20 protein-coding genes and 1 pseudogene are annotated in these 23,696 nt (G+C 64.3%); 15 read left to right on the forward strand and 6 right to left on the reverse strand.

The genetic code is table 11. The features are described from left to right. Both Q8O96_RS30580 and Q8O96_RS30585 read left to right on the forward strand, forming a co-directional pair. Positions 1-277: pseudogene (locus Q8O96_RS30580) on the forward strand (DUF2875 domain-containing protein); the annotation flags it as partial. A gap of 18 nt (positions 278-295) precedes the next feature. After that, positions 296-556, forward strand: a complete 261-nt coding sequence (locus tag Q8O96_RS30585) for a PAAR domain-containing protein (protein WP_305950054.1) — start codon at positions 296-298, stop codon at positions 554-556. Between the two features lie 125 nt (positions 557-681). Here the strand turns inward: Q8O96_RS30585 and Q8O96_RS30590 are convergent, their stop codons facing one another. Continuing rightward, on the reverse strand, positions 682-1,284 hold the full coding sequence (locus Q8O96_RS30590; RefSeq protein WP_305950055.1) for a DUF4265 domain-containing protein: 603 nt from the start codon (positions 1,282-1,284) through the stop codon (positions 682-684). Between the two features lie 217 nt (positions 1,285-1,501). Between Q8O96_RS30590 and Q8O96_RS30595 the strand changes: the two genes are divergently transcribed. Genes Q8O96_RS30595 through Q8O96_RS30620 form a run of 6 tightly spaced genes read left to right on the forward strand, consistent with a single transcriptional unit; the run spans position 1,502 to position 7,100 of the window. Beyond that, positions 1,502-2,575, forward strand: a complete 1,074-nt coding sequence (locus Q8O96_RS30595; RefSeq protein ID WP_242553869.1) for a glycosyltransferase family 2 protein — start codon at positions 1,502-1,504, stop codon at positions 2,573-2,575. 53 nt (positions 2,576-2,628) lie between these two features. Continuing rightward, the gene (locus Q8O96_RS30600; RefSeq protein ID WP_305950056.1) at positions 2,629-3,651 is read left to right on the forward strand and encodes a hypothetical protein; all 1,023 of its coding nucleotides are present in this window, start codon (positions 2,629-2,631) and stop codon (positions 3,649-3,651) included. Further along, positions 3,648-4,382 (forward strand): hypothetical protein, encoded by a 735-nt coding sequence (locus tag Q8O96_RS30605; RefSeq protein WP_305950057.1) that lies wholly within the window; start codon positions 3,648-3,650, stop codon positions 4,380-4,382. The genes Q8O96_RS30600 and Q8O96_RS30605 overlap by 4 nt, the downstream gene beginning before the upstream one ends. After that, positions 4,379-5,473 (forward strand): hypothetical protein, encoded by a 1,095-nt coding sequence (locus tag Q8O96_RS30610; RefSeq protein ID WP_102863069.1) that lies wholly within the window; start codon positions 4,379-4,381, stop codon positions 5,471-5,473. The genes Q8O96_RS30605 and Q8O96_RS30610 overlap by 4 nt, the downstream gene beginning before the upstream one ends. 51 nt (positions 5,474-5,524) lie before the next feature. Further along, a complete protein-coding gene (locus Q8O96_RS30615) occupies positions 5,525-6,148 on the forward strand; it encodes a phosphatase PAP2 family protein (RefSeq protein ID WP_305950058.1) in 624 nt (207 codons plus the stop codon). Then, positions 6,135-7,100: a fatty acid desaturase family protein gene (locus Q8O96_RS30620; RefSeq protein WP_115582413.1), complete on the forward strand. Its 966-nt coding sequence runs from the start codon at positions 6,135-6,137 to the stop codon at positions 7,098-7,100. The genes Q8O96_RS30615 and Q8O96_RS30620 overlap by 14 nt, the downstream gene beginning before the upstream one ends. Here the strand turns inward: Q8O96_RS30620 and Q8O96_RS30625 are convergent. The 4 genes from Q8O96_RS30625 to Q8O96_RS30640 form a co-directional block, all read right to left on the reverse strand. Further along, the gene (locus tag Q8O96_RS30625; RefSeq protein ID WP_305950059.1) at positions 7,070-8,692 is read right to left on the reverse strand and encodes an EAL domain-containing protein; all 1,623 of its coding nucleotides are present in this window, start codon (positions 8,690-8,692) and stop codon (positions 7,070-7,072) included. The genes Q8O96_RS30620 and Q8O96_RS30625 overlap by 31 nt on opposite strands. A gap of 176 nt (positions 8,693-8,868) precedes the next feature. Beyond that, positions 8,869-10,608, reverse strand: coding sequence for a dipeptidase (locus tag Q8O96_RS30630; RefSeq protein ID WP_207166087.1), 1,740 nt, complete (start codon positions 10,606-10,608; stop codon positions 8,869-8,871). Between the two features lie 211 nt (positions 10,609-10,819). Continuing rightward, entirely contained in the window at positions 10,820-12,064 is a 1,245-nt protein-coding gene (locus Q8O96_RS30635; RefSeq protein WP_102863073.1) for a saccharopine dehydrogenase family protein, read from the reverse strand. A 29-nt stretch (positions 12,065-12,093) separates the two neighbouring features. Then, on the reverse strand, positions 12,094-13,191 hold the full coding sequence (locus tag Q8O96_RS30640; RefSeq protein ID WP_102863074.1) for a carboxynorspermidine decarboxylase: 1,098 nt from the start codon (positions 13,189-13,191) through the stop codon (positions 12,094-12,096). Positions 13,192-13,545: 354 nt separating this feature from the next. On the opposite strand from Q8O96_RS30640, the gene Q8O96_RS30645 reads away from it, so the two are divergent. The 7 genes from Q8O96_RS30645 to Q8O96_RS30675 all read left to right on the forward strand — a co-directional run bounded on the left by Q8O96_RS30645 (position 13,546) and on the right by Q8O96_RS30675 (position 21,869). After that, a complete protein-coding gene (locus tag Q8O96_RS30645) occupies positions 13,546-14,871 on the forward strand; it encodes an NAD(P)/FAD-dependent oxidoreductase (RefSeq protein ID WP_305950060.1) in 1,326 nt (441 codons plus the stop codon). Beyond that, positions 14,871-15,281, forward strand: a complete 411-nt coding sequence (locus tag Q8O96_RS30650; RefSeq protein ID WP_011061806.1) for a RidA family protein — start codon at positions 14,871-14,873, stop codon at positions 15,279-15,281. The genes Q8O96_RS30645 and Q8O96_RS30650 overlap by 1 nt, the downstream gene beginning before the upstream one ends. Before the next feature lie 70 nt (positions 15,282-15,351). Continuing rightward, the gene (locus Q8O96_RS30655) at positions 15,352-16,029 is read left to right on the forward strand and encodes a DUF1028 domain-containing protein (protein WP_102863076.1); all 678 of its coding nucleotides are present in this window, start codon (positions 15,352-15,354) and stop codon (positions 16,027-16,029) included. After that, on the forward strand, positions 16,022-17,185 hold the full coding sequence (gene argE / locus Q8O96_RS30660; protein ID WP_207166085.1) for an acetylornithine deacetylase: 1,164 nt from the start codon (positions 16,022-16,024) through the stop codon (positions 17,183-17,185). The genes Q8O96_RS30655 and argE overlap by 8 nt, the downstream gene beginning before the upstream one ends. A gap of 221 nt (positions 17,186-17,406) precedes the next feature. Then, positions 17,407-18,897, forward strand: coding sequence for an aldehyde dehydrogenase (locus Q8O96_RS30665; protein WP_305950061.1), 1,491 nt, complete (start codon positions 17,407-17,409; stop codon positions 18,895-18,897). A 108-nt stretch (positions 18,898-19,005) separates the two neighbouring features. Continuing rightward, complete coding sequence (locus tag Q8O96_RS30670) at positions 19,006-20,454, forward strand: APC family permease (protein WP_305950062.1); 1,449 nt, start codon at positions 19,006-19,008, stop codon at positions 20,452-20,454. Positions 20,455-20,456: 2 nt separating this feature from the next. Beyond that, on the forward strand, positions 20,457-21,869 hold the full coding sequence (locus tag Q8O96_RS30675; RefSeq protein WP_102863080.1) for an aspartate aminotransferase family protein: 1,413 nt from the start codon (positions 20,457-20,459) through the stop codon (positions 21,867-21,869). Between the two features lie 169 nt (positions 21,870-22,038). On the opposite strand, the gene Q8O96_RS30680 is transcribed toward Q8O96_RS30675, so the two are convergent. Next, a partial coding sequence (locus Q8O96_RS30680; protein ID WP_305950063.1) for an autotransporter domain-containing protein occupies positions 22,039-23,696 on the reverse strand: 1,658 nt, incomplete at its 5' end.

Consider the following 23,696-nt stretch of genomic DNA (forward strand, 5'->3'; position numbering starts at 1 on the left):
CCAGAATGCCGATACCAGCGTGGTGATGCCCATGCGTCGACAGGACCAGGTTACGATCATCAGCGTGACTTCGCCGACACCCGGTAAAAAACCTCTCGACAACAAGTTCGGCGTCAACCTGATGCCTCAAACCGCCAGCCATGACGACGGCGCCTCGGTAAAGCCCGCGCCGGCTGCTCCTGCGGCATCGCGGATGCCGGTTGTGGAAGAGGACTACACGCTGGAAGAGTTTCTGGCCGAGCTGAGGCCCAAGGACAATTGGATGGATGACCTTTAAGGTCGCTAAGGAGTGGGCATGGAGATTATTCGACTTGGGGACAGTACCAGTCATGGCGGTACTGTGATTGAGGCATTCAGCCAGACCGACTTGAACGGTAAACCCATGGCGGGTGTCGGGCACAAGGTTGTGTGCCCTATGTGCAAAGGGGTGTTTCCTATTGCAGAAGGCAGTGCCCTGTTGGATGTCGGTGGTATTGCGGTGGCCCTTGACGGTATGAAAACCGCGTGTGGCGCCAGCCTGATCGCGAGCGGTCCCAAAGCAAGCGCGGCGCGTTAGCCGGGTATCGGCGTCGAAGTGTTCAAGAGCGCAGGGGGGCTGGCGCTGATCGATGAGCCACGGTCACGGCTTCTCAGGCCGTGCCATGGAGTGCCGTGGCGCTTGCCTTCTACTGAGCTGGCCGCTCAATGGGTCATGCGTGGTAACGATGCCAGGGATGAGCATTGCGATTGTCGTGCGAAGTCGATCCCGTGATGCTGCAGGCAGGCGTCTTCATAGGCGATCTGGTCATCGTCTGCGATTGAGCAAAGGTAGGCGTCTATGGGTTCGAAGCGGCACTCTGGCGGTATATCAACCGAGAAGAGCGACAGGCTATGAGTCACTGAACAGTGGGCACCCAACTGTTGCAGTGTCTTGATGATGTTGGCTTTGTCCTGTGCATTTTCAGCGAAGACTCTGAGGGTGGAGTGGCCTCCTTGTTGAGCAACGACGGTAGCGATCAGCTCGTTGTTTTCCTGTCGCGTATCAATCAGGTCGCCTTTGCTGAGTCCATAAATGTAATAGGGCGTGTTGTCGACGATGTAGGTCGTTTCGCCTTGTTTGATGCCCCAAAGGGATTCGGCAGCGCAGGGTGGGTAACCGTCATCGTCCTGTTTCAGGAGGATGGTGATCTTGTGAAAGACTTCTGGGTGATGCTGTTTCATGCCCATGGGCTCCGCCCGCTCGAACGTGTCCGAGAGTAGTGATAGCTGATTCGCGCCGAAGAATACCTTATCCAATCGCTCCATCAGGACAGATTCCAGCGACTGTGTGGGGGGCACTTCAATGGTGCTCCTGAAGAATCCGGGGTCTTGAATCGCAGCGGGGTCCAGCGACTGCGTTGGCCATCACAGGGGGGCGCACTTGGCGTTTGAATAATCTCGGGAATAATGCTGTGATTGCGCCCGTCGCGCCCCCGGGTGGCCGCGCTTTTTTCAGAGATTCAGTGAAATGGATAGCCAAGCAATGACAACCAGGACGTCGCAGCTGCCTCCCGGCAGCGATAGGCGCGAGCGCCTGGAAGGTATCGCAGCCCATGCCGCGCTGGTGTTGGAGACCAACAACCTGCGTGGCGGCAAGGATGCACAGGAGGCCTTGAACAGCCTCAAGCGGCTGATCGCACGCCTTGCCCGGCAGAGTCTGCCTCCCCAGAGTTTTGCCCAGTGGGTCATCACCCACGATGGCCTCGATCCTGTGGCGCGCCAGGCCCTGTGTGCACTGGCCGGACGGGAACTGGACTTTGTCGAGATCGATACCCTCACCGGTTACTACGATGCCAAGAATGTCGGTTTCGACGCGGTCGACCAGGGGCGCTGCCAGTACGTGGTCTTTGCTGATGCCGATTGCATTCCCTGTAGCCATTGGCTGGAGCAGTTGCTCGTGCCTTTCGCCGAGGACGACGCGCCGTTGGCGGTTGCCGGGCGTACCAGTTATGCGCCCAGCGTCGCCGGCAGTGCCCTGACCGCCATCGACTTCATGTACTTCCCCAGCCCCTTGCGCCGCGGCGCCACGCGTAACTTCTACGCCAACAACGTGGCCTTTCGCTGTGACACCTTCGAGCAATATCGCTATGAGCCGCTCGATGGCATCTATCGCGCCCATTGCCAGGTCATGGGCCTGCGCCTGCAAGCGGCGGGCGTGGCGGTGGTCTATGCGCCAGGCGCCCATACCGAGCATCGACTGCCCGACAGCCAGGGCGAAGTGCTCAAGCTGCGCTGGCTCAGGGGCGGTGACAGCGTCGGCCTGACCCCCTATCTGGTCCGCGCCTATATGCCGGGCTGGCTGCAGTGGCTTGGGCGCAGTGGTCCGATCGGCCCGCTGTGCGTGATGCTCGGGCGCCTCGGCTACAGCCTGCGGGCCCTCAACCATCAGGACTTGCCGCCCTTGCGTGGGCTCCGACGTCTTGGGGCGACGCTGGTGGTCATCGGCATGTCGTTGCTCGACACTGCCGGCGCTGTGGTGCGTGGCATGGGCATCCGTGTCGGGCGCCGCAGCGCCGGTCACAGTGAAGCCTTGTCGTATCACCGCAACCTGGATTGATCCCCGTCGTGCCGTATCGTCGCACGCCGCCTGCGTGCCCACAGGACTCCCCCATGAAAACATCTTCGCTCGCTTCATTCGGCTACTCCATGGCCTGCCTGGCACTGTTGGCATTGAGCGGCCAGGCCAATGCCGCGCCTTCCGAGTTCAGTGGTCGCGGGGTGTTTCACTTCGCCTCGGACAGTGGCTGCGCGACCGTCACCCGCAGCACCGACCGCGACTGCAACCGGATTGCCCTGGATGTGGCAGATGCCCGGGCCAGCGTCGACCCGCAAACCCACGCCATCGTGATTGGCGCTGACGACCACCATGACAGCAAGACGGTGATCGGCGACGTGCTGCTGCACGGCAGTGGCATCGCCGCCGATGGCCAGCGTGTGCCGCTGAGCCTGCAGGTGCTGTTGCGGCGCTCGGGCACGAAGTGGAAGTCCGACACCTATGTGCACTCGCCCGTGCGTGGCAAGTTCAGCGACATCGTCCTCGACCCCTATCAGATCAGCGTCCGCGAAGGCACCGGCGAGCGTGTGCTGTTCACCGCCGAGCAGGCGCGCAAGGTCCTGGCGCAGCCGTCAATCGCCGCGCGAGTGGCCAGTTACTTCGTGGTCGTGCGTCCCAGCGATGCCCAGAGCCCGGCGGCCGACGACATCACCATCGGCCTGGGTGTCGGGCGGCTGTCCAAGTCAGTGATGCGTGCCAGCTTCAGCGCCACGCAACCGGGCACTGGCGAACTGGATGCGTTGCTGGCAACGGGCACCTGGAACCTTAACCTGCAGGCCCTGAGCGGCCAGATTCCGTTGTGGGTGGTTCAGCGCCAACTGTTCGTGTTCGGCCTTGAGGACAGTCCTCTGCTCAAGGAGGTGCGCCAACGCGGCCTGAACAAGCGCGACACCCTGGAATTGGGCGCGGTCAACGGCAAGGGCTACCTGCGTTACAACGGCCATGAACAACCCTTTGCCAATGCCGGGGCGTCCGGAACGGCCTTTATGCGTGACAGCTTTATCGGCCTGATCCTGGCCTGGCACCGCAGCCAGCAGGTGGCCACGGCATCCGCCACTGCCCCGCAGCCCGCGCAATGAGTGGGGGGGAAGCGGTCGCCACCGAGGCGGACTTCAACTGCCTGAGCATGCCTCAGGCCCAGGGCCTGGGGGCGGTGCAGGCGCGCCTGGTGGATCGCATCAAGCGCGCTGCGCTGCGGCGCCTGCACCGTAGCCCCCGCGGGGAGCGCTTGTTGTTGCGCATGTACCTGGCCGGCGAAGACGCCACCGAGCGCACGCTGCTGGAAGACTTGCTCCCCCAGTCACCGCCCTGGCTCGAGCGTCAGGTGCAACAGCACCTGGCCGATGAGCGTCGCCATGTGACGCTGTTTGCCGACGCTTTGCGCGGCCTGGGCGACGACGGCTCGGTGCGCCTGGAACCGGACTGGCTCAGCCGGCGCAAGATCCGCCGCTGGCAGCGCCTGGCCCATCGCTATGCGGCACATTTCGAGCATGGCCTGCTGGTGCCGGCCTACGCCACCGGGCTCTGTGCCGAGCAGATGGCCCAGCGGGTATTGAGCCGCCACTGTGCGGTGATAGGCACCGGGCATGAGCTGTATCCGTTGCTGTCGCGGGTCCTGGCCGACGAGAAGGCCCACGTGCGCTTGTGCGAGAACACCTTGCGCCGCATTGTCGCGCCCCATGAGTCTGTACACCTGGACCTGTTGCTCAAGGACATTCGCGCAGTGGATGCCAGTTTCGGCGTGACCGGTGCCCTGGCCATGTACGTCGCCGGTTGGGTCCTGGGCGGTGTGGGCAGCGCGGCCCGATGAATAAACGGATTCTTTACCTGGCGACCGCCGATGCCCGTGGCCACCTGATGCGCGCGCAATTGCTGGTGCATGCCCTGCGCGAGGCGGGAGCCCAGGTCGAGGTGCTGACGACCTCGGAGCAGGGGCAGCACTTTCTGCAACGTTTCGGCATCGAGGCCGAGCTGCTGTCCAGGCACTATGCGGTGCAGTTCGACAGCGAGCAGAACATGCTGCGCCACGCCACCAATCGCAATGTCGCCCATTACCTGTTTCGTCCCGGGCGGATGCTGCGGGACATTCTCCATCTGGGGCGCAGGCTGCGCAGTGTGGATCTGGTGATCAACGACTCCTTCCATCCGGCGCTGCTGTACATGGGCATGCTGCCGGGATGGCGACGCAAGGTCGTGCACGTGTACGGCGCGAGCCTCAAGGTGGCGTTGCTGAACAATTTCGCGGGCATGTGGCCGCGGCAGTTCGGGCGGTTGTTCGGCTGGATTGTCGACCGTCAGATCAACGCGGCGCGAGCCCGCATCGAGCATGATTTCGCCTATGAAGTGGACGACACCCAGGCGCCGTTGCTGTATCGCCTGCCGACTCCGGTGGCCCTGGCGGCGGTGATGCCGGAACCTGCGGCCCCCGGGGCTGCGGTGTACCTCAATCCGCATTTCAGCGAGCCCAGCCTGGCCGATGCCTTGGGTGCGGGCCTGGAGGACGCCGGCCTGGACGCGCATCGGGTGGGCGAGGGCTATGCCGGGCGCCATGGCTGGCTCGGGGTCGACCCGCACTGGGCCAGTCGTGCCGCCCAGGCCCGGCTGATAGTGTCAGCGCCGGGCATGGCGGCACTGTCCATCGCTCGGGTCTATCAGCGGCCGATCCTCCTGGTGCTCAGCGATCAGCCCGAACAGACCAGCAACGCGGCGCGTGCCGCCCAGCTACAGCTGCTGCATCGGGTGGTGACCTGGCGCGGCGACGCCGCGGACTTTCGCCGCCAGGTGACTGCGGCGGCGCAGCAATTGACTGCTGCGGCGGGGACCGAGTCGACAGCGGCTGCCGGTCGGGCGCGGGCCCAGGGGCGGATCGACGCCTGGGTCAGCCGCCTGCTCAGTCTGTGAACGCGCCGCTGTGGGCCGTGATCCACTCTTGCATCCACTAAGCGAGCAGCCATGAGCAATCCCTTGCCCAGCCCGACCCCGAGAGCCAACTATCGACAGACGCTGGTTGCGCTGCTGGGACTGTTGCTGGGCCTGAGCATTTTCGTCGGCGTGCAGCGACTGATCACGCCGCGCTACACCTGGGTCACGCCGCTGGATGAATGGATTCCTTTCATTGCCCAGTCCTGGTGGCTGTACGTGCTGTTCTTTCCCTTCGTGCTGCTGGCGGCGACCTACGCCAGTGCTGAAGCGTTCAGGATGTTCAAGAACGCCACGGGGATGGCTTTCACCATTGCCCTCCTGTGTTTCTGGCTGTTCCCCGAGCACCTGCCCAGGCCCGATCTTGGCAACCTCGACAATGCCTTTTTGCATCAGCGCCTGAGCCGCATGTGGCAGCTGGACCTGGCGTCCAACGGCTGCCCCAGCCTGCATGTGGCGGTAACGTGCCTGGCCTGCCGTGCGCTCTGGTCCCACCCCGGCAAATGGCTGATCGGCATCACCGGCCTGCTGATCTGCCTGTCGACCCTGACCCTCAAGCAACACACGCTGCTGGATGTCGCAGGCGGCCTCCTGCTGGCCCTGGCCTGCGCCCTGGCCACCCAACGACAAGGAAACCATGCCCGTGTCCCAGCCTAATGCCCGCGCCGGCGACAATCAGGCGCTCAAGGCCTTTGTCCCGACCGCTGAGCTGTTTGTCCTCAAGCCCTGGATCGGGATGCTGGCGCTGCTCGCCGACTGGCTGCTGATCGCTGCCGCGTTCGTCTGTGCCGCACGCTGGCCGCATCCCGTCACCTACCTGTTGGCGGCGCTGATCATTGCCCGCAGCCAGTTGGCCCTGGCGGTGATCATGCATGAGAGTGCCCACGGCCTGCTCCTGCGCCGGCAGGCATTCAATGATGGCGTGGGTCAGCTGTTGGCGGCTGGCCCGCTGTTTCTTTCCATGGCTACCTACCGCGCCGGCCACCTGAAGCACCACCGGCAGCCGATGCTGCATGACGACCCGGTGATGGCGGTGTTTGGCATGGGGGACTACCCGCTGCCTCGGGGCAAGCTGGCCAGGCGCTTGCTGGCGGACCTGTTCGGGGTGGGCTACTTCATCAGTGCCTGCAAATTTGCCCGGGGTGACTACCGCGCCATCATGCCCAAGGTCGACAAGTCTGCGGGGCAGGTGTCCTGGGAGATCTGTTCAATGCTGCTGGTCAACGGCGTGCTGTTCGGCTTGCTGAGTGCGTTCGGGCACCCCTGGCTCTACCTGGGTCTGTGGTTGTTGCCGGCCATCACTTTGCTGCCCTTGATGGGCCGGGTCCGGGCGCTGATGGAGCACGCCGGCTTGCCCGCCCATGCTGACCAGAGCCAGAACGCCCGCAGCATCGTGCGTCCGAACGGGCAGACCTTCTTCTTCGGCCCCCATGGGATTCACTACCACATCGAGCATCACCTCTATGTGCGCGTGCCGTTCTACCATTTGCGCCGCCTGCATGAACAACTGGCAGCGCGGCAGTTGCTGCCTGCGGCGAATCTCTATGGCGGCTACATCGCGGTACTGCGGGATGTCAGCTACCCGGCGTTGAAGCCGCCGGCGGCCTGACTCTCTGCGACGTCCCCGGTCCCATCCCCCGGATGCTGATCGATGAACTCCCGCAGTTGCTGAATGCTCATGGGGCGGCCGAACAGCCAGCCTTGGGCGTACTGCACGCCATGTTTGCGCAAAATGTCGCGCTGGAGCGGATTTTCGACGCCTTCGGCAATCATCTGCAGGCCTAGGGAGCGCGCCAGTTCGATGATGTGCATCGTCACCAGGCTGGTGGGGGCGTCGGTGCCCAGGGTGTCGACAAACATCTTGTCGATCTTCAGGTAGTCCAACTCATAGGTGGCCAGGTACGACAGGCTGGAATGACCGGTGCCGAAGTCGTCGATGGCCACCTGGAAACCGTTGGCCCTGACCGCCAGTAGTACGGCGCGGGACTTGTCGGGGTCCATCAGGCCGCGCTCGGTGATTTCCACCATCAGGCTGCGCGGTCCCATGCCGGCTTCTTCGGAGAGTTTCTTCAAGCGCTGTTCGGCGTCCTGGGTCTTCAGATCCTCGCTGGAAAGGTTGATGGCGATGTGCAAGCGTTTATCGGCGCGCAGCAGTTCCGCGGCATCGCGCACCACGATTTCCATGACCCGGGCGGTGATGCGCTGGATCAGTCCGTTGGCTTCGGCCATGGGAATGAAGACACTGGGGCTGATCAGCTTGCCGCCTTGGGTGCGCCAGCGCGCCAGGGCCTCGGCACCGACGCAGCGGCCATTGTGCAAGTCGATGATGGGCTGGTACTCGATGAAAAACTCGTCGCGTTCCAAGGCCGCTTGCAACTCCCCCTTCAGGGACAGGCGGCGCCGGGCCAGATAGGCGACCAGAGCGGCCAACAGCAGGCCCAGCACCAGCCCCAAAGGCGCGATGATCAGCGCGAGGCGCCGTACCCGCTCGGCCACCACCGATGAGGATTGGGCGGCCAATGCCGCGGTTTCGCTGTTGGACGCCGGCACAATGACGACGAAGTAGCCGTCATCTTCGAATTCCAGCGCTTTGCCATCGCCGCTGTAGCGCTGTACCCATTGCTCCTTCACCACGCCGCGCTGGCCGATGATGCTGCGCAGCCGGGTTTGTAGGAAGGCGCTGGATACCGATGACTGCTGATTCAGCAGGTCCAGGGCAAAGTCGGGGTGAATGATGGCGGCGTAGTTGTCCCGGGCCACCAGGGTAAACACCTGATCCGGCAGACCGGGCAGATGTACTTTGTTCCAGAAGCGCAGGCCGCTGGGGTCCGGCCCCGAAAAAGCGCCCAACGCCAGGGGGGCGGTTTGGGCTTGCAGGGTGTTGCACAGCAGCGTCGAGCCGGCCATGCCGGCCATGCCCACGATGTAGCGATAGCCCAGTACCAGTCTGTGCATGTCTTGGAGCTGTTGGCTGGAACAGAAGGCTTGAGGAGGTTGCTGGTTGAGCTGGCTGATGGCGGTATTGATCTGTGCGCGCTGCAGGCGGGCACGCTCCAGAACGTCGTTGGCCACCTCGTGCAACGAGGACATGACCGCTTCGCGGCCCTGGTTTTGGGCCAGGTAGAGGGACAGCGACAGGGGCGCAAGCAGTGCCAGCAAGCCAACGGCACAGGCCAGCAGGAGGACACCCAGCTTGTTCATTGAACGCTCCGTGACCCAATGACGGCCTCGTCAGTGCCTGGCGCGACCTTGATGACGTTCGGGAAAGCGGGCAGGAACCTGCCCAATGGCTAATGGGGTGCAAGTATAGAAGGCGCTGGGCAATCAATCGGAACAAGGCCATCGGACCCGCCATTGCAGCGGGTCCGACAGGCGTGTCAAAGCTTGGGCAGTTGCCCGATACGTCCGACCATTTCGGTGACGATCTGCAAGTCCAGGAGGAACTGGTCCACGGTCTTGAACTCGTTGTCGGTGTGGCCGGTGTACTTGACTTCGGGCCGCGCCAGGCCGAATTGCACGCCGTTGGGCAGTTCATGCACCGAGGTGGCGCCAGCGGAGGTGCCGAACTGGTGTTGCATGCCCAGGTTCTCGCTGGCCACCGCCAGCAAGGCCTTGACCCATTCGCCTTCGGGGTTGCGGTACATCGGCGCGGCGATGGAGGTGTCGAGCGTCACCGCCACCTGGGTCTTCTTGCTCCAGGCCGCCAGCTTGTCGGTGATTTCAGCCTTCAGCGCGTCCGGGGTCTTGCCCTTGGGCACTCGCAGGTTGACCGCCAGCTTGAAGGCTTTGTCATCCACGCCGACGAAGGTCGGGGACGTGGTCAGCGGCCCCATGAAGGCGTCGGCGAAACCGATGCCCAGCTTGTTCCCCAGGTAGTCCAGGCCCCAGTTGTCGGCGGCGTAGCGGGCACCGTCGGTGAACGCGTTGTGCTTGAGGGCGATCTTGCCGTCGAGGCTGTTGATGAAGTCCAGCATCCGCGCCACCGGGTTGACCCCGGACTCGGGTTCGGAGGAGTGGGCGGACACGCCGGTGACGGTCAACTGCACATCCTTGCCCACCACCTTGGCGCTCACCTGGAAGTTGCCGCCGTTGGCCTTGGCATAGGCGGCACCGGCTTGCTGCAGGCTGGCCACCAGTTCGGCGGGGGTGTCGGTCTTGAAGGTGGCCACCGAGGTGGAAGGAATCTGGTTGGTGGCCAGGCCACCGGTCAGCCCGGTCATTTCCGCGCCCTTGCCTTCGGCGGCACGCCGGGCAAAGGTCGCCATCACCGTGCCGTAGCCTTTCTCGGCGATCACCACCGGGTAGCCGCCATCCAGCGCCAGGTTGTAGTTGGGCGTCGGGTTGCGTTCGAAGTAGTAGGGGATGGCGTCGCCGCTGGTTTCCTCGGTGGTGTCCACCAGCAGTTTGAAGTTGCGCGCCAGGGGCAGCTTCTCTTCCTTGACGATCTTCATGGCGTAGAGCGCGACCACGATGCCGTTCTTGTCGTCCTCGGTGCCGCGGCCGTACATGCGGTCGCCGATCAGGGTGACCTTGAACGGGTCGAGGCGGGTGCCGTCTTCCAGGACCCAGTTTTCCGGGGTGACCGGCACCACGTCGGCGTGGGCGTGGATACCGACCACTTCGTCGCCGGTGCCGCCCAGGGAGATCTCGTAGACCCGGTTGTCGATGTTGCGAAAGTTCAGGTTGAAGGCCTTGGCCAGGCCCTGGATCTTCTCGGCGATCTTGAGAAACTCGGGGTTCTTGTACTGCGGCACACCGTCGATGTTGAAGGTGGGAATGGCCACCAGTTCACGCAGGGTCTCGGTGGCGGCCTTGCCGTACTTCACCCGGGCGTAGAGGCCTAGCAGGCGATGGATCTCGTTCTGCTGTTCGGCGGACAGGCTCTTGTTGTCGAGAAAGGCGCTGATGGCCGGGCCCAGGTTGGCGTCCTTGCCCGCTTCGCTCTTGGCCAGGCTGCCGAGGAACTGACGGAAGTCGCTGACCGAGTGGTCACTGAAGGACTTGAGGATGGCCGCGCTCTGTTGCGGGGTGATATTGGCCTGGGCGAAGCTTGAGAACGCGGACAGGCTGGCGAGCATCAGGGTGGCCGCAGCCAGGTGCTTGAGAGAAAAATCCATTGTTGAGGGCATTCCTTTGCAGGTTATGAGTGGGAAGTGTCTGATGTTTCAGACAGAAACGTTCCCAAGCTAACACTACGAAGGAGGGCGACGGGAGTCCCGGATGTGGGATCTGTCGCACAGAAAGGCAAAAGCGGCGCACAAACGAAAGATGTTACAGGGCGGGGAACAGCGGGCGCCTGGGTCGGCGCCCGCTGTGGGTGGGGCAGGATCAGATGGCGGCGTCCCAAGGACGATCGCCATGCTCGTCCTTGATGCGGGTCGGCAGGCCCATCACGTCCAGCGCCTTGAGGAACGGCTTGGCCGCCAGTTCCTCGACGTTGACCATGCGTTGCACGTCCCACTCGCCACGGGCGACCAGCAGGGCGGCAGCCACTGGCGGTACACCGGCGGTGTAGGAAATGCCCTGGCTGTCGGTCTCGGCGTAGGCTTCTTCGTGGTCAGCCACGTTGTAGATGAAGACTTCGCGCGGCTGGCCATCCTTGGTGCCCTTGACCAGGTCACCGATGCAGGTCTTGCCGGTGTAGCCCGGGGCCAGGGAGGCCGGATCAGGCAGCACGGCCTTGACCACTTTGAGTGGCACCACTTCCAGGCCTTCGGCGGTCTTGACCGGTTGCTCGGAGAGCAGGCCGAGGTTGCGCAGCACGGTAAACACGTTGATGTAGTGCTCGCCGAAGCTCATCCAGAAGCGCACGTTGGGCACGTCGAGGTTTTTCGACAGCGAGTGCACTTCGTCGTGGCCGGTCAGGTACAGGTTCTGCGAGCCGACCACGGGCAGGTCGTCGGTACGCTTGACTTCGAACATGGTGTTGCTGGTCCACTGGCTGTCCTGCCAGCTCCACACCTGTCCGGTGAATTCGCGGAAGTTGATTTCCGGGTCGAAATTGGTGGCGAAGTATTTGCCGTGGGAACCGGCATTGACGTCGAGAATGTCGATGGAATCAATGCGGTCGAAATGTTCTTGCTTGGCCAGGGCGGCATAGGCGTTGACCACGCCCGGATCGAAGCCCACGCCGAGAATGGCGGTGACTTTCTTCTCCTGGCATTCCTCGAGGTGCTTCCACTCGTAGTTGCCGTACCAGGGTGGGGTCTCGCAGATCTTGCCCGGCTCTTCGTGGATCGCGGTGTCCAGGTAGGCCACACCGGTATCGATGCAGGCACGCAGCACCGACATGTTGAGGAACGCGGAGCCGACGTTGATGACGATCTGCGACTCGGTCTCGCGGATCAGCGCCTTGGTCGCTTCGATGTCCAGCGCGTTGAGGGCGAAGGCTTTTATTTCAGCGGGCTGTTTGAGGCTGCCCTTGGCCTTGACGCTGTCGATGATGGCCTGGCATTTGGAGATGTTGCGCGACGCGATAGCAATACGACCGAGTTCGTCGTTGTGCTGCGCGCACTTGTGGGCCACCACCTTGGCGACACCTCCTGCACCAATGATAAGAACATTCTTCTTCAATTTATTTACTTCTCCTCGTGTCTGTCCGCTCAGGAAAGGCTGGACAGGTAGTCTTCGAAACCAAACTCGCGCACCACGTCGATGCTGCCATCGAGTTGTTTCACGACAATGGACGGCATTTTCAGACCGTTGAACCAGTTTTTCTTGACCATGGTGTAACCCGCAGCGTCGATGAACGACAGTCGATCGCCGATGGCCAGCGGACGATCAAATTGGTATTCGCCGAAGATGTCCCCGGCCAGGCAGGATTTGCCACACACCATGTAGGTATGTTCACCCGTGCTTGGTGACAGCTTGGCGTTCAAGCGATAAATCAGCAGGTCGAGCATGTGGGCTTCGATGGAACTGTCCACCACCGCCAGGTGCTTGCCGTTGTACAGGGTGTCGAGCACGGTCACTTCCAGGGACGCGCTCTGGGTGATGGCGGCTTCGCCCGGCTCCAGGTAGACCTGCACGCCGTACTTCTCGGAGAACGCCTTGAGGCGCGCGCAGAAGGCGTCCAGGGCGTAGTCCTCGCCGGTGAAGTGGATGCCGCCGCCGAGGCTGACCCATTCCACCTTGTGCAGCAGGTGGCCGAAGCGCTCTTCGATGGTGGTCAACATCTGGTCGAACAGGCCGAAGTCGCCGTTCTCGCAGTTGTTGTGGAACATGAAGCCGGAGATCTGTTCGATCACGCCTTCGATCTTCGCCGGGTCCCACTCGCCCAGGCGGCTGAACGGGCGCGCCGGGTCGGCCAGCAGGTAGTCCGAGCTGCTCACCTGGGGATTGACCCGCAGGCCGCGGACCTTGCCGCTGGAGGCATCGGCAAAGCGCTGCAGCTGGCTGATGGAGTTGAAGATGATCTTGTCGCAGTTGGCGAGCATGTCCTCGATCTCGTCGTCGGCCCAGGCCACGCTGTAGGCATGGGTTTCGCCTGCGAACTTCTGCCGGCCGAGCTTGAGCTCGTACAGCGACGAGGAGGTGGTGCCATCCATGTACTGCTGCATCAGGTCGAACACCGACCAGGTGGCGAAGCACTTGAGGGCCAGCAGGGCCTTGGCGCCGGACTGCTCGCGCACGTAGGCGATCTTCTGCATGTTGCTCAAAAGCTTCTGCTTGTCGATGAGGTAGTACGGCGTCTTGATCATTTCAGGGTCTCCGGCAGGGCCAGCCAAAAAGGTAGGCATTGTGCCCTCAGTGCCTGCAGATCGAAAGCACGGAAATGCATTTTCGCCGGGTAATCATCTGAACGGCCAAACTGATCAGTCTGATGGCCGCGGGTCAGTGCCCGGACGTCCCCGACCACGGTCCGGCCTCGTGCAACCCGGGGCCGCAGGCCCTCGTGCTGCCTCGTTTTTTCTTATCCAGGGAGCACATTTTTAGTCATTTTCCTTCGCCGACGTCTGTCGCACCATCTGCTGCATCCGACTCACACCCGGGTTCTGAACCAGGTGTCCAGCGCTTGCGCTGACGCCCTTCGTCTTGCAGAAGGACACACATACATGACCGTAGAACAAATACAAGTGGATACCCTGGTGGTCGGCGCGGGCCAGGCCGGCGTAGCCATGAGCGAACACCTGAGCAAGCTCGGGGTGCCCCATCTGGTGCTGGAGCGCAGCCGCATCGCCGAGGCCTGGCGCACCGGACGCTGGGACTCGCTGGTGGCCAACGGGCCGGCCTGGCATGACCGCTTTCCCGGCCTGGAATTCGATACCCCTGCCGATGCCTTCCCGGCCAAGGATCAGGTGGCGGACTACTTCGAGGCCTATGCCCGCCAGTTCAATGCGCCGATCCGCACCGGTGTGGAAGTGCGCAAGGTGCAGCGCAATGTCGGACGCCCCGGCTTCACCGTCGAGACCTCCGAGGGGGTGATCCAGGCCCAGCGCGTGGTGGCCGCCACCGGACCTTTCCAGCGCCCGGTGATTCCGCCGATTGCGCCCAAGGATGTACGGGTTGAGCAGATCCATTCCGCCGCCTACCGCAATCCGCAGCAACTGCCGGCGGGTGCGGTGCTGGTGGTGGGGGCGGGTTCCTCCGGCGTGCAGATTGCCGATGAGCTGCAGCGAGCGGGGCGCCAGGTCTACCTGTCGGTGGGGGCCCATGACCGTCCGCCGCGTTCCTACCGTGGGCGGGACTTCTGCTGGTGGCTCGGGGTGCTGGGGGAATGGGATGCGGAGATTGCCAAACCGGGCCGGGAGCACGTGACCATTGCTGTCAGTGGTGCCCGCGGCGGCCAGACCATCGACTTCCGCGCCCTGGCCCATCAAGGCATCACCCTGGTGGGGCTGACCCAGGCCTTCGACGGTGAGCGCGTAACCTTCCGGGCGGACCTGGTGGACAACCTGGCCCGAGGCGACGAGAACTACCTGGCGCTGCTGGACGCGGCCGATGCCTATATCGCCCGCAACGGCCTCGACCTGCCGCCGGAGCCCGAGGCTCGGCAGCCAGTCCCTGATCCGCAGTGCGTGAAACAGCCGATCCTGGAGCTGGACCTGCTGGCGGCCGGGGTCACCTCGATCATCTGGGCCACCGGCTATGCCGTGGACTTTTCCTGGCTGCAGGTGGATACCTTCAGCGAACAGGGCAAGCCCCTGCACCAGCGCGGTGTGTCCCGCGAACCCGGGGTCTATTTCCTCGGCCTGCCCTGGCTGTCGCGTCGGGGTTCCTCCTTTATCTGGGGCGTCTGGCACGACGCCAAGCACGTCGCCGATCACATCGCGACCCAGCGCAAATACCTGGCCTACAGCCAAGCCCGGCAGTCCTCGACGCAGACTTCAGCGCAACCAGAGACACCGATCCGCAACCTCGACAGCGTGGGAGCCCACTGATGCCTACTCATACCCGTATTCGCATGTTCAACACCAAGGACACCTATCCCAACCAGTCCCTGGACAATGACCTGTGCCAGGCGGTGCGTGCTGGCAACACGGTGTACGTGCGCGGTCAGGTCGGCACTGATTTCGACGGTCGGCTGGTGGGCCTCGGCGACCCGCGAGCCCAGGCCGAACAGGCGATGAAAAACGTCAAGCAACTGCTGGAAGAAGCCGGCAGCGACCTGTCCCATATCGTCAAGACCACTACCTACCTCACCGACCCGCGTTACCGCGAGCCGGTCTATCAGGAGGTGGGCAAGTGGCTCAAGGGCGTATTCCCGATTTCCACTGGCCTGGTGGTCTCGGCCCTCGGCCAGCCGCAGTGGCTGATGGAAATCGACGTGATCGCGGTCATTCCCGAGTGACCCCTGTGCGGTTGTTTCCAGCGGCGCCGAGTCGAGCGTCCATGCAGGCCCAGTGGGCCAAGGAGTTGCCATGACTTTTTCCATCGTTGGCCGCTGTGCCGAAACCGGCCAGTTGGGCATCGCCATCAGTTCGTCGAGCATCGCCGTCGGTGCTCGTTGCCCCTGGGTGCGAGCGGGAGTGGGGGCGGTGGCCACCCAGAACGTGACCCTGCCGGCCCTGGGGCCGCAGATTCTCGATCTGCTGGAGAACCACAAGCTCGATCCCGGCACGGCCCTGGACAAGGCCCTGGGCAGCAACGGCTGGAGCCAGTACCGCCAGGTGACGGTGATCGACGGCCAGGGGCGCACAGCGCTGTTCAGTGGCCAGCAAGCCCTGGGCCTGCACAACGCGCTGGCCGGCGAACAATGCGTGGCCGCCGGCAACCTGCTGGCGGGCACAGGCGTGATCGAGGCCATGGTCGAGGCGTTCGAACAGACGCCGGGGATTCTCGTCGAGCGCCTGCTGGCGGCCATGCACGCGGCGATGGCTGCCGGGGGCGAGGCGGGGCCGGTGCATTCGGCGGCGCTGAGCGTGGTGGACGACCTGACCTGGCCCATCGTCGACTTGCGGGTGGACTGGGCCGATGAAGACCCCATCGGCCAGTTGGCCGGCCTCTGGCAGGCCTATCGGCCGCAGATGCAGGACTACCTGACCCGGGCCCTGGACCCCACGGCGGCGCCCAGCTACGGAGTGCCGGGCAATGAGTGAGCATTCGAGCCGCGAGCTGCTGGCGCGGTTGGTGGGTTTTGCCACGGTCAGCCGCGACTCCAACCTGGAGCTGATCGGTTTTATCCGCGACTACCTGGCGGGCCACGGGGTGGACAGCGAACTGATCTACAACCCGCAGCGCACCAAGGCCAATCTGTTTGCCAGCATCGGTCCCAGCGATCGCAGCGGTGTGGTGCTGTCCGGGCACACCGACGTGGTGCCGGTGGATGGCCAGGCCTGGAGCGTCGAGCCGTTTGTCTTGAGCGAGCGGGAAGGGCGCCTGTACGGCCGTGGCACCGCCGACATGAAGGGCTTTATCGCCTCGGTGCTGGCGGCGGTGCCGGGCTTGGTCCGGCGAGAGCTGCGCATACCGATCCACCTGGCCTTTTCCTATGACGAGGAGGTGGGCTGCCTGGGCGTGCGGCCGATGCTCGAACGATTGCAGCAGCGCCGGCACAAGCCGTTGCTGTGCCTGATCGGCGAGCCCACCGAACTGCGCCCGGTGCTGGGCCACAAGGGCAAGCTGGCCATGCGTTGCCAGGTGCGTGGCGCGGCCTGTCATTCGGCCTATGCGCCATATGGGGTCAATGCCATCGAGTACGCGGCGCGGCTGATCGGCAAGCTGGGGGAGATCGGCGGCCGACTGGCCCGTCCCGAACACCACGACCCGCGCTTCGATCCGCCGTTTTCCACGGTGCAGACCGGCACCATCAAGGGCGGCCGGGCGCTGAACATCGTACCGGCGGACTGCGAGTTCGATTTCGAGGTGCGTACCCTGCCGGAGTTCGATGCCCAGGCCGTGGTGGATGAACTGCAGCGTTATGCCCAGGATCAATTGCTGCCGCAGATGCAGGCGGTACAGGCCGACACCGGGATCGCCCTGCAACCCTTGAGCGCCTACCCCGGGCTGGCCACCGCCGCCGACAGCGAAGCCGCCGAACTGCTGGCGTTGCTCAGTGGTTCGCGGGCGTTCGGCACTGTGGCGTTCGGCACCGAGGGCGGGCTGTTTCATCAGGCCGGTATCCCCACGGTGGTCTGTGGCCCGGGCAGCATGGACCAGGGGCACAAGCCGGACGAGTTCATCAGCCTTGAGCAGTTGCACGCCTGCGACGCCATGCTGCGGCGCCTGGGGGATTGGCTGGAGCGTCCGACCTGACCTTGCCCAGCGCTTGACGAGTCTTGTTTCACGCCCCAGGCCATCTTCCGGATGGCCTGGGCGTTGGCGTTTGTGCGGCCCGGCCCAGGGCCTTGGCTACCGAGCTTTTTCATGGTGCCGGAGCATATTTTTAGTATTTTTCCTCTCGCTCGCGGTGACGCACCATCCTCCCTACCTACCTAACAACCAGGCCGTTACCACGGTCGACGAGGGAGTGCAGCGTGTTCGATCTCGGTTACTGGCAGCAGCGAGCTGCCCGGCAAACATTCATTGACCAGGCGCTGATCGGCGGCCAACGGTTGTCCGCCCAGTCCGGCGCCACGTTCGATGCCATCAACCCCGCCACCAATCAACGCTTGGCCCGGGTCAGCGCCTGTGGCGCCGCCGAAGTGGACCTGGCGGTGGCCGCCGCGCGCCGGGCCTTCGACCAGGGGCCCTGGGCGCGCATGGCCCCGATGGAACGCAAGAAGGTACTGCTGCGTCTGGCCGAGCTGATGCTCGCCCACCGCGAGGAGCTGGCCCTGCTGGAATCCCTGAACATGGGCAAGCCGGTGATGGATGCCTGGAACATTGACGTGCCTGGTGCCGCCAACGTCTTCGCCTGGTACGCCGAAAGCGTCGACAAGCTTTACGATCAGGTGGCCCCCGGCGCCCGCACCAGCCACGCCAGCATCAGCCGCGAAGCCCTGGGGGTGATCGGCGCCGTGGTGCCCTGGAACTTCCCCCTGGACATGGCGGCCTGGAAGCTGGCGCCGGCCCTGGCGGTGGGCAACTCGGTGGTGCTCAAGCCCGCCGAGCAGTCGCCGTTCTCGGCCCTGCGCCTGGGCGAACTGGCCCTGGAGGCCGGGTTGCCGGAAGGGGTGCTCAACGTGGTGCCGGGCCTGGGCGTCGAGGCCGGTCGCGCCCTGGGCCTGCACCCGGATGTGGATTGCCTGGTGTTCACCGGCTCCACCGAAGTGGGCAAGTATTTCATGCAGTACTCGGCCCAATCCAACCTCAAGCAGGTCTGGCTGGAATGTGGCGGCAAGAGCCCGAACCTGGTGTTCGCCGACTGCCAGGACCTGGACCTGGCCGCCGAGAAGGCCGCCTTTGGCATCTTCTTCAACCAGGGCGAGGTGTGTTCGGCCAACTCGCGGCTGCTGGTGGAACGCAGCATTCATGACCAGTTCGTCGAGCGCCTGCAAGCCAAGGCTCGGGACTGGCGGCCGGGCAATCCCCTGGACCCGGCCAGCCGTGCCGGGGCCATGGTCGATGCCCGCCAGACCGCCAGCGTCATGGGCTATATCAAGGGCGCCCGGGAGCAGGGCGCCGAGCTGGCGTGCGGCGGCCGGCAACTGATCATCGATGGCAGCGACAACTACATCGAACCGACCATTTTCACGGGCGTGGATCGGCAGATGACCCTGTTTCGCGAAGAACTGTTTGGCCCAGTGCTGGCGGTGACCGCCTTTGAACACGAGGAACAAGCTGTAGCGCTGGCCAACGACAGCGTCTATGGCCTGGCGGCATCGCTGTGGAGCGATGACCTCAACCGTGCCCACCGGGTGGCCCGGCAGCTGCGGGCCGGCACGGTGTCGGTGAACACCGTGGACGCCCTGGACGTCACCGTGCCCTTTGGCGGCGGTCGGCAATCGGGGTTTGGTCGCGACCTGTCGCTGCACGCTTTCGACAAGTACACCCAACTGAAAACCACCTGGTTCCAGTTGCGCTGAGCCATGCCTTGCGACCTGCTCGCCAGGTCCAGTGCCGCGCCGTCAGAGCGCGTCTTTACCTGCCGCTTCGGCGGCAGGCCCACAACAATAAAAAGCGGAGTGTGTGCCATGACTGCAAGTGTCTCCATCGGGGCTGCAAGCCCCCTGCAACGCGGCGGTTTGCGCCGGGTCCTGGGCCTGGGTTCGCTGGTCTCGGTAGCCGTCGGCCTGGTGGTGTCCCAGGGAGTGATGGTGCTGATGCTGCAAGGGGCGGGAATGGCCGGGCTGGGCTTCTTCATGCCCCTGCTGCTGGCCTATCTGATGGCCCTGACCTACGCGCTGTCCTTTTCCGAACTGGCGCTGATGGTGCCTCGGGCCGGCAGCTTGAGCAGCTACACCGAAGTGGCCATCGGGCACTTCCCGGCGATCCTCGCCACCTTCTCCGGCTACATGGTGGTGGCGATGTTCGCCCTGTCCGCCGAACTGCTGCTCCTGGACCTGATCATCGGCAAGGTCTACCCCGGTGCGCTGCCGCCGATGCTGATGGCCTATGGCGTGCTGGGCACCTTCACCTTGCTCAATCTGCTGGGCATTGACGTCTTCGCCAAGCTGCAGACGGTCCTGGCGGTGGTGATGGTGGTGATTCTGCTGACCCTGGGCCTGGGCGCCATCGGCAGCGCGCAGGCGGATCTGCAACTGCCGCTGGATCAGGGCTGGAACCCGATGGAAGTAGGGGCGCTGGCGCTGGCCGCTATGGCCATCTGGGGCTTTGTCGGTGCCGAGTTCGTCTGCCCGCTGGTGGAAGAAACCCGCAACCCGGAACGCAATATCCCGCGCTCGATGATCATTGGCCTGAGCATCATTTTCCTGGTGATCACTCTGTATTGCCTCGGCGCACTGCTGTGCATTCCCCGGGAGCAACTGGCGAGCAACCCGCTGCCGCATTTCCTCTTCGCCACCTCGGTGTTCGGTGAGGCCGGCAAACTGTTCCTGGTGGGCGCGGTGATCACCGCGACCTGCAGCACGGTCAATTCGTCCCTGGCGGCGCTGCCGCGCATGCTCTACGGCATGGCTCAGAACGGCCAGGCCTTTCCCCAGTTCAAGCGCCTGAGTCCGCGCACCCGTACGCCCTGGGTGGCGGTGTTGTTCATTGCCGCCCTCACGGGCCTGCCGATCCTGCTGCTGGGCCAGGACCCGGATTCCATCAGCCTGCTGCTGTTGGCCGCGGCCCTGGCCTGGCTCTTGGCCTACATCATCGTGCACATCGACGTGATCGCCCTGCGACGTCGCTACCCCGAGGCGCCACGGCCGTTCCGTTCACCCTTCTACCCCTGGCCCCAGGTGCTGGGCATCGTCGGCATGCTGTTTGCGATCTATCACGTCTCACCGTCGCCGCAGATGACCGCGCGGATCTTCGGCAGCGCCGGGGTGGTGCTCGGGGTGATCTCGGTGATTGCCGTGCTCTGGATCAAGCTGGTGATGCGCAAGCCACTGTTTGTTCCCGAGCCGCTGTTGCCCCTCGAACCGGGGCCCGCTGCAACCTCTTCCCTTGAACCCACTTGCCGTGCAGGAGAATGACCATGAGCGCTTCCAACCCTCAGCCAGACAACGCCCCGCAACGCAGCACCCAGGACTACCAGGCCGCCGACGCCGCGCACCATATCCATGCCTTTCTCGACCAGAAGGCGCTGAATGCCGAAGGCCCGCGGGTCATCGTCCGGGGCCAGGGCCTGCACCTGTGGGACAACGACGGCAAGCGCTACCTGGACGGCATGTCCGGCCTGTGGTGCACCAACCTGGGCTACGGCCGCAAGGACCTGGCGGCCGCCGCCAGCGCCCAGCTGGAACAGCTGCCGTACTACAACATGTTCTTCCACACCACCCACCCGGCGGTGGTGGAGCTGTCGGAGTTGCTGTTCAGCCTGTTGCCGGGGCACTACAGCCACGCCATCTACACCAACTCCGGCTCCGAGGCCAACGAGGTGCTGATCCGCAGCGTGCGTCGCTACTGGCAGATCCTCGGCCAGCCGCAGAAGAAGGTGATGATCGGCCGCTGGAACGGCTATCACGGCTCGACCCTGGCGGCCACCGCCCTGGGCGGGATGAAGTTCATGCACGACATGGGCGGGTTGATCCCGGACGTGGCGCATATCGACGAGCCTTACTGGTTCGCCCACGAAGGCAACCTGACGCCCGCCGAGTTCGGTCTGCGCTGCGCCCGTCAGCTGGAAGAAAAGATCCTCGAACTGGGGGCCGAGAACGTCGCCGGTTTCATCGCCGAGCCGTTCCAGGGCGCGGGCGGCATGATCTTCCCGCCGGACAGCTACTGGCCGGAGATCCAGCGCATCTGTCGCCAGTACGACGTGCTGCTGTGTGCCGACGAAGTGATCGGCGGTTTCGGCCGTACCGGGGAATGGTTCGCCCACCAGCACTTCGGTTTCGAGCCCGATACCCTGTCCATCGCCAAGGGCCTGACCTCGGGCTACATCCCCATGGGCGGCCTGGTACTGAGCAAGCGCATCGCCCAGGTGCTGGTGGAGCAGGGCGGGGTGTTCGCCCACGGTTTGACCTATTCCGGGCACCCGGTGGCGGCCGCCGTGGCCATCGCTAACCTCAAGGCCCTGCGCGATGAAGGCGTGGTGAGCCAGGTCAAGAACGACACCGGTCCCTACCTGCAGCAATGCCTGCGCGAAGTGTTCGGCAAGCATCCGCTGATCGGCGAGATCCAGGGCACCGGGCTGGTGGCGGCCCTGCAGTTCGCCGAGGACAAGGCCACGCGCAAACGCTTTGCCAACGAGAACGACATCGCCTGGCGCTGTCGCACCCTGGGCTTCGAAGAAGGCGTGATCATTCGCTCGACCTTCGGGCGCATGATCATGGCCCCGGCCCTGGTGGCCACCCGCGGTGATATCGATGAGTTGATCGACAAGACCCGGCGCGCGGTGGAACGCACGACCCAGGAAATCGAGGCCGGGCAACTGCCAACGGCCTGAGGGCTGCTGCTGGATCGAGCGCTTGTCGGCGCTGTTAAAACACAACACCCCGCCAGAGTCGGACTCTGGCGGGGTGTTGTTTTGTTGCCGTGGCTCAAGGGGAGCCATTTCCATCTGTGGGGTTCAGCCCTGGGCCACTAATCTGTGGCCAGGGTTCAGAACGTGTCGTTCAGAACTTACCGTTGAGACCCAGGCGGAAGGTGTCGTTGCGTTCGTCCGAGCCCAGGGCGGTCTTGTACGAGACGCCCAGTTGCCAGGCGCGTCCCAGGTTGAAGTCCACGCCCATGTCCAGGCTGGCGAAATCGCTGTCCAGGGCATCGGGTTTGAGCCGGTACAGGGTGCCTTCGTCGCCCTGGTCGGTGTAGCGCATCTTGTAGTCACTGCTGTTACTGAAGTTGTGGCCCCAGGCCAGGCCGACCTTGGGCGTGACCACACCGACAGGGGTCATCAGGTCGTAGCCCGAGCGCACGCCGAGGTAGGAGGTGAAGTTCTGCTGGCGCTGCTCGTCGTAGGACAGGCCATAAATGCCGCCGCCACTTTCACGGTAGGCGTCCAGGCGGGTGGTGCTGGCATTCAGGCGGCTGTAAGGGGTCAGCGACAGCGGACCCTGGCGGTACTCGTAGCTGGCGGTCAGGGAGGCGAACAACTGGTCGGCATCCCGCGAGCCACGGGCATAGTCATCGGCACTGCCGGTGATGTAGCGGCGTGAGTCGAAGCTGATGCGGTTGTAGCCCAGCAGGCCGTCGACATACACCTGCGGGGCCAGGTTCAGGCTCAGGTAGGTGGCAATGCCAATGGCGTCCGCGTCGCTGCGGGTGTGGTTCTTGCCGATGTCACTACGGTCGTTGCCGTAGCCGAAGCCGATCCCGGCAATGGCCGTGGGCGACAGGCGATAGTCGACCCCGGCGCTCAGGCCCAGGGTGGTAAAGCTGTTGTCCCGGGCGCCCCGTGCGTGGGTCGAGCCGACGTTGACGAAGCCGTCGCTCCAGAACGCCAGGGCATCCTGTTGGCAATTGTCTTTGAGGGCGGCAGCGGCTTCACGTTTTTCCTGCTCGGTCTGGTTGGCCGAGGCCCCCAGTTGGTCCTGGACGGCCTTGGCGATCTCGCCCAGCGGCACCTCGCGGCCTTCCTTGCGCAGGCTGGCGTTGAACGAATTGCGGTCGCAACTGATCTGGTGCAGTTGCTCCAGCCGCCGGTTGAAGTTGTCCATCTGGGTGCTGGCAAAGCGTTCCGCGGCCCGGGTCTGGGCGTTGAGCAGGCCAATCACTTCGGCGTCCTTGGTGGGGTCCGAACGTTCCTGGATGGTGAAGGTGACGGTGCTCGAGGCACTGGAGCCGCTGCCGTTTTGCAGGCTGAAGCTGACGATCGCGGTGCCGGCGAAAGCGGCCGACGGTACGAAGCGCATCGAGAACGGGCCCATCATCCTCGCCTGGCCGGCCGAGGCCGGGGTGACCGAGCCCAGGATGGCCTGGGTGAATGGACCGCCGGTAGCGCCTTGGGTCAGGTCGACGGTGGCTGACTGGCCCGCAGCGAGGATCTGGCTGGAGGCGGGCACGCTGATTGCCACCGCGGCGATGGTGATTGAGTAGGCCTGGGAGCCGGTAGCGCCGTTGGCATCGGTGGCGGTGATGGTCAGGTTGGCAGTGCCGCTGGTGCTGGGCGTACCGCTGATCAAGCCGCTGGCGGTGTTCAGGCTCAGGCCCGCCGGCAGGCTGCCGCTGCTGATGCTGTAGCTGTAGGGCGCCGTGCCGCCGGAGACACTCAGGGTCGCGCTGTAGGCACTGCCCGCGGTACCGGCGCCGAGGGAAGCTGGGGTCAGCAGCAGGG

The organism is Pseudomonas sp. LPH60 (genome assembly GCF_030718165.1).
Taxonomy (GTDB): domain Bacteria; phylum Pseudomonadota; class Gammaproteobacteria; order Pseudomonadales; family Pseudomonadaceae; genus Aquipseudomonas; species Aquipseudomonas danubii.